This is a genomic window from Methylobacterium nigriterrae (assembly GCF_037106235.1).
Classification (GTDB): domain Bacteria; phylum Pseudomonadota; class Alphaproteobacteria; order Rhizobiales; family Beijerinckiaceae; genus Methylobacterium; species Methylobacterium nigriterrae.
The window spans coordinates 15,407-30,691 of the sequence record NZ_JBAWTG010000016.1 but is presented as its reverse complement, the minus strand read 5'-3'; the positions used below and the strand labels follow the sequence as shown (position 1 = coordinate 30,691).

At 68.1% G+C, this 15,285-nt stretch carries 17 protein-coding genes; 9 read left to right on the top strand and 8 right to left on the bottom strand.

Annotated elements, in window-relative coordinates; translation table 11 throughout:
- Positions 1-180 precede the first annotated feature (180 nt).
- The 7 genes from radA to rpsF form a co-directional block, all read right to left on the bottom strand.
- Positions 181-1,614 (bottom strand): DNA repair protein RadA, encoded by a 1,434-nt coding sequence (gene radA / locus WDW90_RS11165; RefSeq protein WP_336487454.1) that lies wholly within the window; start codon positions 1,612-1,614, stop codon positions 181-183.
- A gap of 111 nt (positions 1,615-1,725) precedes the next feature.
- On the bottom strand, positions 1,726-2,820 hold the full coding sequence (gene alr, locus WDW90_RS11160; protein WP_336487513.1) for an alanine racemase: 1,095 nt from the start codon (positions 2,818-2,820) through the stop codon (positions 1,726-1,728).
- Positions 2,821-3,002: 182 nt separating this feature from the next.
- On the bottom strand, positions 3,003-4,490 hold the full coding sequence (locus WDW90_RS11155) for a replicative DNA helicase (protein WP_336487453.1): 1,488 nt from the start codon (positions 4,488-4,490) through the stop codon (positions 3,003-3,005).
- A 265-nt stretch (positions 4,491-4,755) separates the two neighbouring features.
- Positions 4,756-5,322 (bottom strand): 50S ribosomal protein L9, encoded by a 567-nt coding sequence (gene rplI / locus WDW90_RS11150; RefSeq protein WP_336487452.1) that lies wholly within the window; start codon positions 5,320-5,322, stop codon positions 4,756-4,758.
- 44 nt (positions 5,323-5,366) lie between these two features.
- Positions 5,367-6,371 carry a YybS family protein gene (locus tag WDW90_RS11145; RefSeq protein ID WP_336487451.1) on the bottom strand — a complete coding sequence of 335 codons (1,005 nt, stop codon included), beginning with the start codon at positions 6,369-6,371 and terminating at the stop codon, positions 5,367-5,369.
- A gap of 130 nt (positions 6,372-6,501) precedes the next feature.
- Entirely contained in the window at positions 6,502-6,753 is a 252-nt protein-coding gene (gene rpsR / locus WDW90_RS11140; RefSeq protein ID WP_066921788.1) for a 30S ribosomal protein S18, read from the bottom strand.
- Between the two features lie 3 nt (positions 6,754-6,756).
- Positions 6,757-7,215, bottom strand: coding sequence for a 30S ribosomal protein S6 (gene rpsF, locus WDW90_RS11135; RefSeq protein ID WP_336487450.1), 459 nt, complete (start codon positions 7,213-7,215; stop codon positions 6,757-6,759).
- Positions 7,216-7,691: 476 nt separating this feature from the next.
- On the opposite strand from rpsF, the gene WDW90_RS11130 reads away from it, so the two are divergent.
- Positions 7,692-7,943 carry a DUF6894 family protein gene (locus tag WDW90_RS11130; protein ID WP_336487449.1) on the top strand — a complete coding sequence of 84 codons (252 nt, stop codon included), beginning with the start codon at positions 7,692-7,694 and terminating at the stop codon, positions 7,941-7,943.
- Here the strand turns inward: WDW90_RS11130 and WDW90_RS40700 are convergent.
- The gene (locus WDW90_RS40700; protein WP_431311020.1) at positions 7,885-8,295 is read right to left on the bottom strand and encodes a PH domain-containing protein; all 411 of its coding nucleotides are present in this window, start codon (positions 8,293-8,295) and stop codon (positions 7,885-7,887) included. The genes WDW90_RS11130 and WDW90_RS40700 overlap by 59 nt on opposite strands.
- 6 nt (positions 8,296-8,301) lie before the next feature.
- Between WDW90_RS40700 and WDW90_RS11120 the strand changes: the two genes are divergently transcribed.
- The 8 genes from WDW90_RS11120 (at position 8,302) to WDW90_RS11085 (ending at position 15,227) form a co-directional block, all read left to right on the top strand.
- Positions 8,302-9,048 carry a pyridoxine 5'-phosphate synthase gene (locus WDW90_RS11120; RefSeq protein WP_336487448.1) on the top strand — a complete coding sequence of 249 codons (747 nt, stop codon included), beginning with the start codon at positions 8,302-8,304 and terminating at the stop codon, positions 9,046-9,048.
- Entirely contained in the window at positions 9,045-9,452 is a 408-nt protein-coding gene (gene acpS / locus WDW90_RS11115) for a holo-ACP synthase (protein WP_336487447.1), read from the top strand. The genes WDW90_RS11120 and acpS overlap by 4 nt, the downstream gene beginning before the upstream one ends.
- Before the next feature lie 144 nt (positions 9,453-9,596).
- Complete coding sequence (gene lepB / locus WDW90_RS11110) at positions 9,597-10,406, top strand: signal peptidase I (protein ID WP_336487446.1); 810 nt, start codon at positions 9,597-9,599, stop codon at positions 10,404-10,406.
- 10 nt (positions 10,407-10,416) lie between these two features.
- Positions 10,417-11,178: a ribonuclease III gene (gene rnc, locus WDW90_RS11105; protein ID WP_336487445.1), complete on the top strand. Its 762-nt coding sequence runs from the start codon at positions 10,417-10,419 to the stop codon at positions 11,176-11,178.
- Positions 11,179-11,251: 73 nt separating this feature from the next.
- Positions 11,252-12,238, top strand: a complete 987-nt coding sequence (era, locus tag WDW90_RS11100; protein WP_336487444.1) for a GTPase Era — start codon at positions 11,252-11,254, stop codon at positions 12,236-12,238.
- 107 nt (positions 12,239-12,345) lie between these two features.
- On the top strand, positions 12,346-13,266 hold the full coding sequence (locus WDW90_RS11095; RefSeq protein ID WP_336487443.1) for a class I SAM-dependent methyltransferase: 921 nt from the start codon (positions 12,346-12,348) through the stop codon (positions 13,264-13,266).
- Positions 13,263-14,009, top strand: a complete 747-nt coding sequence (locus tag WDW90_RS11090) for a pseudouridine synthase (protein ID WP_336487442.1) — start codon at positions 13,263-13,265, stop codon at positions 14,007-14,009. Before WDW90_RS11095 ends, WDW90_RS11090 begins: the two co-directional genes overlap by 4 nt.
- Positions 14,010-14,165: 156 nt before the next feature.
- Positions 14,166-15,227 (top strand): 30S ribosomal protein S2, encoded by a 1,062-nt coding sequence (locus WDW90_RS11085; protein ID WP_336487441.1) that lies wholly within the window; start codon positions 14,166-14,168, stop codon positions 15,225-15,227.
- Positions 15,228-15,285: the final 58 nt, after the last annotated feature.

Sequence of the window (15,285 nt, the reverse complement as noted above, 5' to 3'; positions counted from 1 at the left end):
CTGTATACTCCGACGAACCTCAGCCGTCACCCTCAGGGTGCGCGGCCGATGCACGTCGCGCCGGGATCCGGGAGTGTGCCCCCAGGAATTGGCGCAGCTCGCCCGTCACGATGCTCGCCCAAGCGAGCAGGATGATCGCCGGCCGGACCCGTGTCGCCGGTGTTGGAGAACGACGAATCCTCAATCGTCCTCGTCGTAGCGCGTCCGCCCGCCCTTGGCGCCGGATCGGCGAGGAGCGCCAGCGGCGATTCCCGAGACGAGATCAGCGATGTGGCGCAGGGACTCCGTGGGCAGCGCCCGCTCGCCGACCTCGCCGCGGCCCTGCGGGGTGAGCGCCTTCGCGAAGCCGAGCTTGTGCGCCTCCTTCAACCGGGCGGCCGCCTGCGCCACCGGGCGGATCGCGCCGGACAGGCCGATCTCGCCGAAATAGACGCTCTCGTGAGGCAGCACGGCGCCCGACAGTGAGGAGACGAGCGCTGCCGCCACCGCGAGGTCTGCCGCGGGCTCGGAGATGCGCAGGCCCCCCGCGACGTTGAGGTAGACGTCGTGGGTGCCGAGGCGGATGCCGCCATGGGCCTCGAGGACGGCCAGCACCATCGATAGCCGGTTCGGGTCCCAGCCCACCACAGCGCGACGCGGCATGCCGAGGGCGGAGGGGGCGACGAGGGCCTGGATCTCGACGAGGAGCGGGCGCGTGCCTTCCATGCCAGCGAAAACCGCCGTGCCCGGCGCGGCGTGGTCGCGGCTCGCGAGGAACAGGGCGGAGGGATTCGGTACCTCGGCCAATCCGCCGTCGGTCATCTCGAACACACCGATCTCATCGGTGGGGCCGAACCGGTTCTTCACCGCCCGCAGGATTCGGAAATGGTGGCCCTGGTCGCCCTCGAAGGAGGCAACTGCATCGACCATGTGCTCGACGACGCGGGGCCCGGCGATCTGCCCGTCCTTAGTGACGTGGCCGACGAGAATCACGGCCGTGCCGGTCGATTTTGCGAAGCGGATGAGCGCCTGCGCGGAACTCCTGACCTGCGTGACCGTGCCGGGGGCCGATTCCACGGTCTCTGTCCACATCGTCTGGATCGAGTCAATGATGGCGAGCGCGGGCGGGCGACCCTGGGACAGGGTCTCGACGATGTCCTCGACGTTGGTCTCGGCGGCGAGTTCCACCGGACGACCCGCGAGACCGAGCCGTTCCGCGCGCAAGCGCACCTGCCCGACCGCCTCCTCACCCGAGATGTAGGCGACGCGCTCGCCGGTTTTCGCCATCGCGGCCGAGGCCTGCATCAGCAGGGTCGACTTGCCGATGCCTGGGTCGCCGCCGAGCAGGATCACCGAGCCGCGCACGAAGCCGCCCCCGGTGACGCGATCGAGCTCGGCGATGCCCGAGGGTATGCGGGGCGCTTCCTTGGCTTCGCCGGTCAGCCCCTCAAGAGGGAAGACGCGGCCGCGCGCGCGCGCGGGGCGCGTCGAGGCAGGGCCCGATTGCGGTCCGGAGCCGCCCGGCGTTTCCTCGACGATCGTGTTCCAGCCATTGCAGGCCTCACAGCGCCCGCGCCAGCGATTGTAGACCGCGCCGCAGGACTGGCAGACGAAGGTCTGTTGGATCTTGGCCATTCCCTCGGGATTCCGTTTGGTCGAGTCCGTCGCGTCGAGCGATCTCGCGAAGCGGCATGATCGCCCTGGGAGGCGGCTCGCGGTGAAAACAGGGCGCCCCGCCGATCCGCGCTACTCTACATAGGCGCGAACATAACGGGAACCTAGGCCCGTCAGGATCTCGTAGCCGATGGTGTCGGCGGCCCGACCCACGGCGTCGACGTCGAGCTCGTCGCCGATCAGGGTCGCGGTCGCGCCGCGGCTCGCGCCCAGCGCCTGCGTGACGTCGAGGACGATGAGGTCCATCGAGATCAGCCCGAGGATGGGGCACGCCACGCCCTCGACGAGGGCGTGGCCACGGCCGCTGCCGGCGCGCGGATAGCCGTCCGCGTAGCCGAGGGAGAGGGTGGCGAGCCGGCGCGGCCCCGGCGCGGTCCAGCGACCGTTATATCCGACGCTCTCGCCGGCCTCGACCGTCCGCACCTGCGCGATGCCGGCCTCGAGCCGCACCACCGGCCGCATCGGGTTGGCTCGGTGCGGGGTCGGGTTGCCGCCGAACAGCGCGTAGCCGGGGCGCAGGAGGGTGTGGTGCGCGGCCCTGCCCAGGAAGATGCCGGACGAGTTGGCGAGCGAGGCAGGCAGATCCGGAAAGGCCGCCCGCAGCTGCACGAAATCGGCGAGCTGACGTGCATTCACGGGATCGCCGGGAAGCTCGGCGCTCACGAGATGGCTCATCAGAAGGTCGATCCCTGCCCGACGGATCAGCGGATCGCCCGCGAGCGCCAGCGCCTCCGGCACGCGCAGGCCGAGGCGGTTCATGCCGGTATCGACGTGAAGCGCCGCGGGCAGGCGCCCTTCCGACGCTTCCGCCCACTCGCCAATCTCCTCCTTGGCGCCGAGCACCGGCCGTAGGCGCGCCTCGACGTAAAGTGGCACGGTGCCGGGCAAGAGGCCGTTCAGCACGGACACCTCGGCCTCCGGCAGGAGCGCCCGCAGGGCAAGCCCCTCAGAGAGGTGGGCCACGAAAAAGGTGCGGCAGCCGGCCCGCCACAGCGCGGGAGCGACGGAGGCGAGGCCGCAGCCGTAGGCGTCGGCCTTCACGACAGCGGCACATTCGATCCCGGGTGCCTCGGCACCGAGGCGACACCAGTTCTCGACGATCGCCCCGAGATCGATGGTGAGGCGGGCGCCATGGGTCGCGAGGGCCTCGTCCGCGAGGCTGTTGATGGGCCCCGTAAAGACTTGAGCGAGGGGTGGGATGATCAGGGTCCTTTAGGTGGAGGCCGTCTGACCGGCCGAGTCACGGCCCGGCCGCCCGCGGCTCGCGCCCAGTCGAATGACTCTTTCATCGCGTCGGATTCAAGGCCCGTGCCGCATCGTCGGGGTGCGGATGGCAGCTGGCCGGTGAACTACATCCGCTCAGGCATCCGATCGTCCTGCGCGAGGTTCGAGAAGCGGGTGATGTTGGCGTCGAACTGCAGCTCGACGGTCCCCGTGGGACCGTGGCGCTGCTTGCCGAGGATCACCTCGGCCTTGCCGTGGACGCGGTTCATCTCGGCTTCCCAGGCGAAGAACTCCTCGGTACCCTCGCGAGGCTTCTTGTTGTTGACGTAATACTCCTCTCGAAACACAAACATCACCACGTCGGCGTCCTGCTCGATCGAGCCGGATTCGCGCAGGTCCGAGAGTTGCGGGCGCTTGTCGTCGCGGTTCTCGACCTGACGCGAGAGTTGCGACAAACCGATGATCGGCACCGAGAGCTCCTTGGCGAGCGCCTTCATGCCGGTGGTAATCTCGGTCATCTCCTGGACGCGGTTGTCGCTTTTCTTGGCCGAGCCCGAGAGAAGCTGCAGGTAATCGACGATGAGGAGGTCAAGGCCCTTCTGGCGCTTCAGGCGTCGGGCGCGGGCGGCGAGCTGTGCGATCGAGATGCCGCCAGTCTGGTCGATGTAGAACGGGATGGTCTGCATGTCCCGGGCAGCGTCCGTGATCTTGTAGAAGTCGTCCGGACTGATGTCGCCGCGGCGGATCTTGTAGGAGGGCACACCCGACTGCTCGGCGATGATGCGTGTCGCGAGCTGTTCGGCGGACATTTCGAGAGAGAAAAACCCTACGATGCCGCCGTTCTTCGTCAGGATCGTGCCGTCCGGCTGCTTCTCGCCCTGGTATGCCTTGGCGATGTTGAAGGCGATATTCGTGACGAGCGAGGTCTTGCCCATGGCCGGGCGCCCTGCGAGGATGATGAGGTCCGAGGGCTGCAGTCCGCCCATCTTGGCATCGAGATCCGAGAGGCCCGTGGCGATCCCAGAGAGCTTGCCGTCGCGCTGGTAGGCCTTGGCCGCCATGTCCACGGCGGCCGTGAGCGCGTCCGAGAACTTCTGGAAGCCGCCGTCGTACTTCCCCGATTCGGCGAGCTCGTAGAGCCGGCGCTCTGTCGCCTCGATCTGATCGCGCGGGGCGGATTCCACAGGCGCTTCGTAGGCGCCGTTTACCAGATCCTCGCCGATGGTGATCAGGCGGCGGCGGATGGCGAGATCGTAGATGGTGCGGCCATACTCGCCCGCGTTGATCACCGTGGTGGCGTCGGCGGCCAGCCGCGCGAGATACTGCATCACCGTCTGGCCGCCGAAATCGGCGTCGCCGAGATACGTCTTCAAGGTGATCGGGGTAGCGAGCTTACCTTGCTTGATCAGTTGCGCGGAGACCTGGAAGATCTGCTGGTGCGCATCCTCCATGAAGTGTTCGGGCAGCAGGAAGTCCGAGACGCGGTAATAGGCGTCGTTGTTAACGAGGATCGCCCCGAGGAGCGCCTGCTCCGCGTCGATGTTGTGGGGCGCGACGCGGTACTCAGCCTGGACCGCTTCGAGCTTCGCCGTCAGGGCATTGGGCAGGGCCATCGGCGGATTCCACTCCGATTCGCGCGAGCCACGTAGGTCGCGGTCCAGAAACACCTGACGACCATGGCACCGGCATGGTTAGCCGAAGCTTGACCGCCCTGCTCGTCGAGCAATGCTCCGCGGCCGTTGCCGGACATGCAGAACGCCCGCCGCTCTCTCGAGCAACGGGCGCCATGCTGGAACAAATGTGGAACGTGTCAACCCTCCGGCGAAGCCGTCCCCGCTCTCCACCGCCGACGCGGTGGAGAAGTCGGTATGTGGGGCCTCAGGCGTTCTCGTCCTCGCCGCCCTCGGCGAGCGCCGCACCGACCTCTAGGCCGAGATCGTCGAGGTTGAAGGCTTCGCGCTCCGTGACGGACTCGCCGCGGGCCTGACGCTCGGCTTCCTCAGGGCTGCGCGCCACGTTGACTGTGATGCTCACCTCGACCTCGGGGTGCAGCACGACCGGGACCGTGTGCAGGCCGAGCGTCTTGATCGGCTGGTTCAGGGAGAACTGGTCGCGGGAGACGCTGAAGCCTTCCTTGGTGACGACCTCGGCGAGGTCACGGGTCGAGACCGAACCGTAGAGCACGCCCGTCTCGCCCGACTGGCGGATCAACACGAAGCTCTGTCCCTCGAGCTTGTCGGCCACGCCCTGCGCCTCGTTGCGCCGCTCGAGGTTTCGGGCTTCGAGCTGGGCACGCTGGCCCTCGAAATGCTTCTTGTTGGCCTCGGTGGCGCGCAGCGCCTTGCCGCGGGCGAGGAGGAAGTTGCGGGCAAAGCCCGGCTTCACGTTCACGGTCTCGCCCATCTGGCCGAGCTTGGCGACGCGTTCGAGCAGGATCACTTCCATCTTGGTCTTCCTTACAGCTTGTCCGCCGCCGGGGCGGGGTTCTCTCAGGGTTTGCCTGCGCTAGCGTGAGGACGGCGCAGGCCGAGGGCCGTGTCGGCAATGCCGAACAGGGTCAGCGCGAACAGGGCGATGCCCTGGGTCACGAACAGGATGAGGTAGAGGCCGAACAGGAGCGCCCCGCGGCCAACACGGCCGCGGCTGCGGTCGTGGAAGGCACAGAGCCCCTGCAGCGCGAAGGCGGCACTGAGCGAGCCCGCGAGCGCCATGCCGAGCACGCCCGCATACCCTGGGGCAAACCCCAGCAGCACGGAGGCCGCCAGGAGACCGAGTACGGCGCGCGGCATCATCGTGGCTGGCAGGTCCGGCCAGGGACGCGGCAGGCGCCCGGAGATCTGCACGATGCGGGCGGCCGCCCAGAGATAGAGCGTCAGCAATACCGCGAGCCCCTGTGTCGCCAGGGCCGGGGCGATGCGGGCCAGGGCATCGGCGACTTCGTTCGGCTGGGGGCTCGCCTGGCCGCCCGTCGCCGACTCCGTAGGCGATTCGCCCTGCGGCTGGGCCATGTCGGGCTTGGCCCCGCCACTCGGGCTGCCGCGCGTCTGGATCTGGACGATCGAGGCACTCATGGCGCGCAACTGCGTCTGGAAGGCATCGTAGCTCGGCGATGCGATCACCGCGATCGCCACGAAGGCGAGCGCCGCGGTCGCTGCGGTCCAGCCGAGGAGTCGCCCGGTCGGGTACCATTCGAGGCTGCCGTCGGTGCGCGGTCTGCCGAGTAGCGCAAGGTAGGCGAGCCACCACGCAGGCAGCGCCAAGTAAGCGCTGAAGCCCAGACCGAGGAAGGGCGACACGGCGAGCGCCAGTGCGAGGCTGCCCGTGACCGCCGCCGCGAGTGCGGCCTTATGGCTCCAGCCAAGGCCGACGATCAGGATAGGCAGCGGCGCCAGCAGGTAGAGCACGATCGCGAGCGGGGTCGCCTTCAGGAGCACCCCGAACAGGAGTGCAGAGACGAGGCCCGCGCCGATGCCGATGCCGAGATATTGAACCATCGCGTTCCGCTGTCCCGCCGCCCCGTGAGGGCAGGGTTAGAGGCGAGGCGCCGCCCCAGCGATCCCGGCGGCCCGCGCCGGGCCGCCGGTGTTGTAAGACCCCGCCACTGCGTGGTCGGGAGTCGAAATCCTACTTGATGACGTAGGGGAGCAGGCCGAGGAAGCGCGAGCGCTTGATCGCCTGAGCGAGTTCGCGCTGCTTCTTGGCCGAGACTGCCGTGATCCGGCTCGGAACGATCTTGCCGCGCTCCGAGACGTAGCGGGAGAGGAGCTTCACGTCCTTGTAATCGATCTTCGGGGCGTTCGCGCCGGAGAACGGACAGGTCTTGCGACGACGGAAGAAGGGACGGCGGCCACCGCCGCCACCAGCACCAAATGCCATGACTTAGCCCTCCCCACCGAAGCTGCGCTCGGCGCGCTCGCCACGATCACGATCCCCGCGATCACGGTCGCCGAAACCGCCGCCAAAACCGTCCTCGTCACGACGACGGCCGCGGTCGCGATCCTTGCGGTCGTCGCGGTCGCGCTTCTGCATCATCGCGGAAGGCTCGCTCTCGAGTTCTTCAACGCGGATTGTCATGAAGCGCAACACGTCCTCGGAGATCTGCATCTGGCGCTCCATCTCGGCGAGAGCCGCCGGGGGAGCCTCGATGTTGAGGAGCGTGAAATGCGCCTTGCGGTTCTTCTTGATGCGGTAGGCGAGGGACTTCACGCCCCACATCTCAATCTTCTCGACCTTGCCACCGTTTTGCTCGATGACGCCCTTGTAGGTCTCGACCATGGTCTCGACTTGCTGGGACGTCACGTCCTGGCGCGCCAGGAAGACGTGCTCGTATAAAGGCATTGCGGGCCCTTCAGCTTGAATGAGGCCCGAGGACACGCTGGGTGCCGGAAATTCGGGCCGGTTCGTTCTCGCGTCACCCGGCGCCAAGCCCTTCGAGCCGTGTTCAGGCCCGAGCGGTTGATCGAAGGCGGAGACACCGGACGACGGGATCGGATCCACGAGGATGAGCCCTGTACCGCGGACGGTACCGTCCGTTCAGCCCCCGGCCGGAGCGAACGCGAGGGCGGCGCATAGCGGGTTTCACGAAAAATCGCAAGACGCGTGAACAGGGCATCAATCGTTCATCGAGAGCAGGACCGCGCAGCGGCGCGGGCAGCATCGGAGGACATTCCGCGCGAGCGGTTTCACATTTGCGTGATTTTTTTGGATCCAATTCTCTCGCTTGGCGTCATGTCGATCTGTCACCTTTTAGACGGTGCGGTCGTGCCGCTAGAGGGACGCGAGAGCTACGTTGACGGGATACGAGCCGGGGCCCCATGCCGCGCTACTTCTTCGACATCCAGGACGGAACGACCCTTCGAGACAATGAGGGACTCGAACTGCCCGACGTCGACGCGGTCAGGGTGGAGGCACACCGGGCTCTGGCCGAGCTGGCCATGCAGGCCCCGCTCGGCAATGGCGCGGTTCAGATCCGCGCTGATGTCCGCGATTCGGGCGGCGCGTACGTTCTCAGCGCGACGCTTCTGCTCGTCTCGGAGGTCGCGGTCGGCGAGCCGAAAGACGGTTGACCGCTGCCTGAGCTCCGTGAATGCCCCAACGCAGCGAGGCCGCGATCGTCTGCTGGATGCTCATGGTGTCGGCACGACGCCCGGGGGTACGCTGTGTGGGCTCCGACCGGCCCGGGATCCAGATCTTCAGTTCAGAGTCCAGATCGAAGCTCCAGGCCGTCTCGACGTACAACGAGGCGATAGACCGGTAGGGGACGGTCAGGTACTCGACCTTTCGCCCCGTGATCCCCTGCCGGTTGACCAGGCTCTGACCCAGATCGACGAGGACGTCGAGGCCGCTGTCATGCGGCGCCTCCGCTTCCAACCCGCCGCCTGCTCGATTAGACCGGCCGCCATCCGCTGACCGGACCACACCACCATGACCGCTTCCCGCCTGCGTCTCGGCGTCAACATCGACCACGTCGCCACCGTGCGGAACGCGCGCGGCGGCACCTATCCCGACCCGGTGCGCGCGGCCCGTCTCGCCGTCGAGGCGGGGGCCGACGGCATCACGGCCCATCTGCGCGAGGATCGGCGACACATCCGGGACGCCGACATGGTTGCCCTCAAGGAAATCCTGACCGTCCCGCTCAACTATGAGATGGCGGCGACCGACGAGATGGTCGGCCTCGCCCTGACCCTGCGTCCACACGCCGCCTGCCTCGTGCCTGAGAAGCGCGAGGAGCGCACAACCGAGGGCGGCCTCGATATCGTCGGCGCGCGCGCGCATCTGGCGCCGCGTATCGCCGCGCTCCGGGATGCCGGCATCCGGGTCTCGCTCTTCGTGGAACCGGAGGAGTCCGTGATGGACACGGCGCGCGATCTCGGCGCGCCCGTGGTCGAGATGCATACCGGCAGCTACTGCGAGGCCGTGATCGACGGGGATGCGGCGCGCGTCGAGCGCGAGCTGAGCAGAATCATGCGGGCCGCGGCGTACGGGGCGGATCTCGGCCTCGAGATCCATGCCGGCCACGGCCTCACCCTTGAGAGCGTCGGGCCGGTGGCGCGCCTGCCGCAGCTTGCCGAGCTCAACATCGGCCACGCGATCATCGCGGAGGCGATCTTCGTCGGGCTGCCGCGGGCGGTGCGCGACATGCGGGCGGCGATGGACAGGGCGCGCGCATGATCCTGGGTATCGGCTCGGACCTCTGCGACATCCGCCGCATCGAGAGGTCGCTCGAACGGTTCGGAGAGCGCTTCACGCGCCGGATCTTCACGGAGGGCGAGCGGGCAAAGTGCGATCGTCGCGCGGCGCGCGCGCCCTCCTACGCGCGACGCTTTGCCGCCAAGGAAGCCTGCGCCAAGGCCCTTGGGACGGGACTCAGCCGAGGCGTCTTCTGGAGGGACATGGAGGTGGTCAACCTGCCTGGCGGCCAGCCGACCCTGCATCTCGGCGGCGGCGCACGTGAGCGCTTGGACGCGATGGTGCCGGCCGGGCATCGGGCGCGGGTACACGTCTCCCTGACCGACGATCCGCCGCTCGCGCAGGCCTTCGTGGTCATCGAGGCCGTGCCGGCCGGCACATCGTAGGATTAGCCGGCAGCGTTCACGCGTTGCGGGCGCTCCCGGCTTAGTCTAGACCGCCGCTCACAGCGGACAAGGATTGCGGCACGCGCCCTGGGACGCTTGCCGATGGACCGGGCCGGGGGCGCCGAGCCGAGGACGTCACGAATCATGGAACGCGCACGCGTGGATCACGACACGAAGCACGAGATGCGGACGGCCGAACCGGGAGCGACCGGCACCTGGGCCAGCATCCGCGAGACCCTCAAGGTCGGCATCCAGGCGCTGCTCATCGCCCTCGTGGTGCGCACGCTCCTGTTCCAGCCCTTCAACATCCCCTCGGGCTCGCTGGTGCCGACGCTGCTGATCGGCGACTACCTGTTTGTGTCGAAGTATTCTTACGGATACTCGAAGTATTCTCTACCGCTGAGCGAGTACATCCCGATCAAGTCTGAGGGGCGCGTCTGGGCAGCCGAGCCGAAGCGCGGCGACATCGCGGTGTTCAAGCTGCCGAAGGACAACGCGACCGACTACATCAAGCGCGTGATCGGGCTGCCTGGCGATAAGATTCAGGTTATCGATGGCGTGCTCAACATCAACGGCAAGCCCGTCAAGCGCGAGCGCATCGCCGATTACGAGACGATCGATCCCTACGGCCAGGCCACAAAGGTTCCGCAATACATGGAGACGCTCCCGAACGGCGTCGTGCACCGCGTCATCGAGCGCGACGGCGACAACGGCTTCTGGGACAAGACCGAGCTCTACACCGTGCCGCCCGGTCACTTCTTCATGATGGGCGACAACCGGGACAACTCGACCGATTCGCGCGATCTCGCCAATGTCGGGTACGTGCCGTTCGAGAACTTCGTTGGCCGTGCCGAGATGATCTTCTTCTCGATCGACGAGGGCACTCCAGCTTGGCAAATCTGGAACTGGCCCGCCAAGGTCCGGTGGAACCGCATCTTCAACTCGATCCACTGACGGTGCGGCCTTGAGCGACGCCGCGCGTCCGTCCAGCCGCGCACGGCGCGCGCACCGGCCGAGGCCACCTCTGAGCGCTCTCGAGGAGCGGATCGGACACAGCTTCGCCGATCGGGATCTACTCATCCACGCGCTGACCCACGTGAGCAAGGCGACCGGTCGCGTGGGCAGCTACCAGCGACTCGAATTCCTTGGCGACCGGGTGCTCGGACTCGCGATCGCGGACCTTCTCTACGCCTCGTTTCCGGATGCGGACGAGGGCGACCTCTCTCGGCGGCTTGCCGGCCTCGTGCGCCGTGAAACCTGCGCGGCGGTGGCGGAAGCCTGGGACGTCGGGCCACACCTCGTGCTCGGCCCCGGCGAGGTCATGGGAGGCGGCCGGCGCAACCAGACGATCCTGGCCGACGTCTGCGAATCGATCCTCGGCGCGGTCTATCTCGACGCCGGCTACGCCCAGGCCAAGGGGCTCGTCGAGGTCGCCTTCAGGCCTGCCGAAAAGACCGGTGCTCCCCGCGGTCGCGACGCCAAGTCGTCGCTTCAGGAATGGGCCATGGGCCGCGGACTTCCGATCCCGGTTTACGAGGTGGTCGAGCGCTCCGGCCCCGATCACGCCCCGCACTTCCGCATCGCCGCGCGTGTCGAGGGCATCGAGCCCGGCCTCGGCGAGGGCTCCTCGAAGCGTCTCGCCGAGCAGGAGGCGGCGCGGATCGTCCTCGCGCGCGAGGGAATCACCGGTTTCGCGGCCGAAACCGGCGCTGCCGAAGCCAGTTGAATCGAGTGCCCGCAGCGACCGTTTCGGGTCGATCCGCGCGCAAGGGGCAACGCGCCCTCAGGAAAGTGATGTGATGGCCCGCGAGCCGCATGACGAGACCGACCACGAGCCGGACGCCGAACCCGGTGAACCGCCGCCGATTCCGGGATCGCCTGGCATTCCGGCCGACGCGCGGGCGGGGTTCGTCGCGTTGATCGGCGTGCCGAACGCTGGGAAATCCACGCTCCTGAACAGCCTCGTCGGAACCAAGGTCTCGATTGTCTCCCGTAAGGTGCAGACGACGCGGGCGCTCGTGCGCGGCATCGCCATCGAGGGCAAGGCGCAGATCGTCCTCGTCGACACGCCCGGCATCTTCGCGCCCAAACGCCGCCTCGACCGCGCCATGGTGCATTCCGCTTGGAGCGGCGCGGCCGACGCCGACGCCGTCTGCCTTCTGGTCGATGCCCGCAAGGGGGTGGATGATGAGGTTGAAGCGATCCTCGTCAAGCTTCCGGAGGTGAAGCGCCCGCGGGTGCTGATCCTCAACAAGATCGACCTGATCCCGCGCGAGAAGCTTCTCGACCTTGCGGCCGGGCTCAACGCCCGCATGGCATTCGCCAACACGTTCATGATCTCGGCGCTGAACGGTGACGGCGTCGAAGACCTAAAGCGGACGCTCGCCGCGATGATGCCCGAGGGGCCGTGGCTCTATCCGGAGGACCAAGTCTCGGACGCGCCGATCCGGATGCTCGCCGCCGAGATCACCCGCGAGAAGATCTACGATCGCCTTCACGAGGAACTGCCCTACCGCTCGACCGTCGAGACCGACCAGTGGCAGGTCCGCGCCGACGGGTCGGTGCGGATCGAGCAGACCATCTTCGTCGAGCGCGAGAGCCAGCGCTCCATCGTCCTCGGCAAGGGCGGCCAGACCATCAAGGCGATCGGGCAGGCCGCGCGGCTCGAGATCGCCGAGGTGGCGGAGGCCAAGGTCCACCTCTTCTTGCACGTGAAGGTGCGCGAGAACTGGGCGGACGATCCGGCCCGCTACCGCGAGATGGGGCTCGAATTCCCGCGCGGTTGAGGCGTTCTCCGCACGATCCGCCCCATCCACAGCCTCTCCCCGCCGGGCCGCGGCGATCCATCTTCCCTGACCACCTGGTTTCCGCTCGAGCCCGACCCGCAGCGCCGATGTCCGTGTCCCCGATCGCCCAAGCCCTCTACGGACTGCCCCCGGCCGGGCTCGCTGACGTGCCGGACGGGGCCGCGCAGGTCTCGCCGCTCATTCCCGGCTCGGCACGGATCGAGGATATCCCGGCAGCCTCCCTCGATGGCCTCGTTATGCTCGCGCCGCCCGGCACCATCGAGCGGCGCTACGGCCTCGCGCAGGCCCTGCGGGCGGTGAGGCCTGGCGGCCGGATGGTCGTGCTCGCGCCGAAGGACAAGGGGGGAGCGCGGCTGGGGCGTGAACTGCGCGAACTCGGCTGCGCGATCGCCGAGGAGCCGCGACGGCACCACCGCATCTGCGCGCTTATGCGGCCGGACGGCGAGCTTCCGCTCGCCGAGCCTATCGCGGCGGGCGCGCCGCGCCATATCGAGAACTTGGCGCTCTGCACGCAGCCCGGCATCTTCTCGTGGGACCGGCTCGATCCCGGCACGGCACTGCTGCTCGCGAACCTCACCGGTGTGGCGGGGCGGGGTGCCGATTTCGGCTGCGGCCTCGGCATCCTAGCGCGCGCCGTGCTCGCCGATCCGGCCGTCACCGCCCTGACCCTGATCGATATCGATCGGCGCGCTGTCGAGATGGCCCGGCGCAACGTCTGCGACCCGCGCGCTGCCTTCCGCTGGGCCGACCTGCGCGATCCGGATCCCGGCCTCTCGCGGCTCGACTTCGTCGTCATGAACCCGCCCTTCCATGACGGCGGTGCGGAGGATCAAGCACTCGGACAAACCTTCATCCGCCGGGCGGCCGAGAGCCTGCGCCCGGGCGGTACCCTCTGGGTGACCGCGAACGCGCACCTTCCCTACGAGGCTATCCTCAAGATGGCCTTCAGGGCCGCGACCCTGAAGGCCTCGGCGAACGGCTACAAGGTTTACGAGGCGCGCGCGTGAGCAAGGCTCCGACCAAGTCTGCGACTCTGCGGCTCGACAGGCTTCTTGCCAATATGGGCTACGGCTCGCGTCGCGAGATCGCCGGCCTCGCCCAGGCGGGTCGCATCGTGTTCGATGGCCAGCGCCTGCGCGAGGCCGACCAGCGCATCGCTGTAACGCCGGATCTGTCCGGCCGCCTGTGGGTCGACGGCGAGGTCCTCGATCCGCCGCCCGGGTTGGCGCTGCTGCTGCACAAGCCGCTCGGCGTCACTTGCTCGCACAGGGAGGCGGGTCCCATCGTCTACGGCCTGCTGCCGCCCCGTTGGCGTCGGAGAGAACCTGCAATCTCCACGGTCGGGCGTCTCGACAAGGAGACCTCGGGCCTCCTGCTCCTCACGGACGACGGGGCGCTCCTGCACCGGATCATCGCGCCGAAGGCGAATGTCGCGAAGCGTTACCAGGTCACGCTCGATCGGCCGCTTCGGGGCGACGAGGGTGCCATCTTCGCCTCCGGCACCCTGATGCTGGACGGCGAGAACAGGCCGCTTCTGCCGGTGGCGCTCGACGTGCAGGACACGACCCGGGCGGCCATCACGCTGACGGAGGGACGCTACCATCAGGTCCGCCGCATGTTCGCGGCGGTCGGCAATCATGTCACGGCCTTGCACCGCGACCGGGTCGGCGCCCTCGACCTTCCTGCGGACCTCGCGCCAGGATCCTACCGGATCCTGTCGGAACCGGAGATCGCGCGTGTCTTCGCTTGAGTGCTGCCCACCTTGCCTTCGTGGAACCTCTCTGCTAAGGCCCGGCCCATTCCACACGCGGAGCCGGCCTCATGCCTGAATGAGGCGTTTCCGGTGGCCGGCCGTCAGAGCCGGTCGCTTCCTCCGCGGCGGTATCAACCGGAGAGCACAAGAGTCATGGCCGTCGACTTCTCTATGCGTCAGCTCCTCGAGGCCGGCGCTCATTTCGGGCACCAGTCGCATCGCTGGAACCCGAAGATGCAGCCCTACATCTTCGGCACGCGCAACAACATCCACATCATCGACCTTGCCCAGACCGTCCCGGCGCTGCATCAGGCGCTGCAGGCGGTGAGCGACACCGTGGCCCGCGGCGGCCGGGTTCTGTTCGTCGGCACCAAGCGCCAGGCCGCGGACACGATCGCCGAGGCGGCCAAGCGCTCGGCGCAGTACTACGTCAATTCCCGCTGGCTCGGCGGCATGCTGACGAACTGGAAAACCATCTCCGGCTCGATCCAGCGTCTGCGCAAGGTCGACGAGACCCTCGAGGGCGGCGGCCAGGGCCTCACCAAGAAGGAGCGCCTGATGCTGTCCCGCGAGAAGGACAAGCTCGAGAAGGCGCTTGGCGGCATCAAGGACATGGGCGGCGTGCCCGACCTCCTGTTCGTCATCGACACGAACAAGGAACAGCTCGCCATCAAGGAGGCTCAGCGCCTCGGCATCCCGGTCGCGGCGATCGTCGACACGAACTGCAACCCGGACGGCATCACCTACGTGGTTCCGGCCAATGACGACGCCGGCCGCGCCATCGCGCTCTACTGCGATCTCATCGCCCGTGCGGCGATCGACGGCATCTCCCGCGGCCAGGGTTCCTCAGGCGTCGATCTCGGCGCCTCCGAGGAGCCGATGGCGGAGGAGCTTCCGGCCAACGACGACCTCGCGGTGTCGTCCGCCGGCCTCGATCAGGCCGACGTCGCGGCGCTCGCGGAGTCGACCGAACACTTCGAGTTGCTGGCCGCCCCCCGCGGCGCACCGGACGACCTGACCAAGCTCAACGGCGCCGGGCCGCAGATGGTGCAGAAGCTGAACGATGCCGGCATCTACCATTACTGGCAGATCGCCGCGATGAGCCCTGAGGACGTCGCCCGCGTCGACGGCGACCTCAAGCTCAACGGCCGCATCGGCCGCGACGGCTGGGTCGATCAGGCCCGCGGCTTCGTCGAGGCCGCCGCCGCCGCGTGACGGTCGCGTCCCGTGGCTTGAAATCGGGCCGCGGCGGACGGATCTGAACGACCATTCG

Excerpts from the sequence above, each read along its gene's own strand:
- era (WP_336487444.1), top strand. The coding sequence starts at position 11,252 with ATGGCCCGCGAGCCGCATGACGAGACCGACCACGAGCCGGACGCCGAA.
- WDW90_RS11085 (WP_336487441.1), top strand. The coding sequence starts at position 14,166 with ATGGCCGTCGACTTCTCTATGCGTCAGCTCCTCGAGGCCGGCGCTCAT.
- WDW90_RS11120 (WP_336487448.1), top strand. The coding sequence starts at position 8,302 with ATGACCGCTTCCCGCCTGCGTCTCGGCGTCAACATCGACCACGTCGCC.
- WDW90_RS11145 (WP_336487451.1), bottom strand. The coding sequence starts at position 6,371 with ATGGTTCAATATCTCGGCATCGGCATCGGCGCGGGCCTCGTCTCTGCA.
- radA (WP_336487454.1), bottom strand. The coding sequence starts at position 1,614 with ATGGCCAAGATCCAACAGACCTTCGTCTGCCAGTCCTGCGGCGCGGTC.
- rplI (WP_336487452.1), bottom strand. The coding sequence starts at position 5,322 with ATGGAAGTGATCCTGCTCGAACGCGTCGCCAAGCTCGGCCAGATGGGC.
- WDW90_RS11130 (WP_336487449.1), top strand. The coding sequence starts at position 7,692 with ATGCCGCGCTACTTCTTCGACATCCAGGACGGAACGACCCTTCGAGAC.
- rpsR (WP_066921788.1), bottom strand. The coding sequence starts at position 6,753 with ATGGCATTTGGTGCTGGTGGCGGCGGTGGCCGCCGTCCCTTCTTCCGT.
- acpS (WP_336487447.1), top strand. The coding sequence starts at position 9,045 with ATGATCCTGGGTATCGGCTCGGACCTCTGCGACATCCGCCGCATCGAG.
- rpsF (WP_336487450.1), bottom strand. The coding sequence starts at position 7,215 with ATGCCTTTATACGAGCACGTCTTCCTGGCGCGCCAGGACGTGACGTCC.
- lepB (WP_336487446.1), top strand. The coding sequence starts at position 9,597 with ATGGAACGCGCACGCGTGGATCACGACACGAAGCACGAGATGCGGACG.
- WDW90_RS11155 (WP_336487453.1), bottom strand. The coding sequence starts at position 4,490 with ATGGCCCTGCCCAATGCCCTGACGGCGAAGCTCGAAGCGGTCCAGGCT.
- WDW90_RS11095 (WP_336487443.1), top strand. The coding sequence starts at position 12,346 with ATGTCCGTGTCCCCGATCGCCCAAGCCCTCTACGGACTGCCCCCGGCC.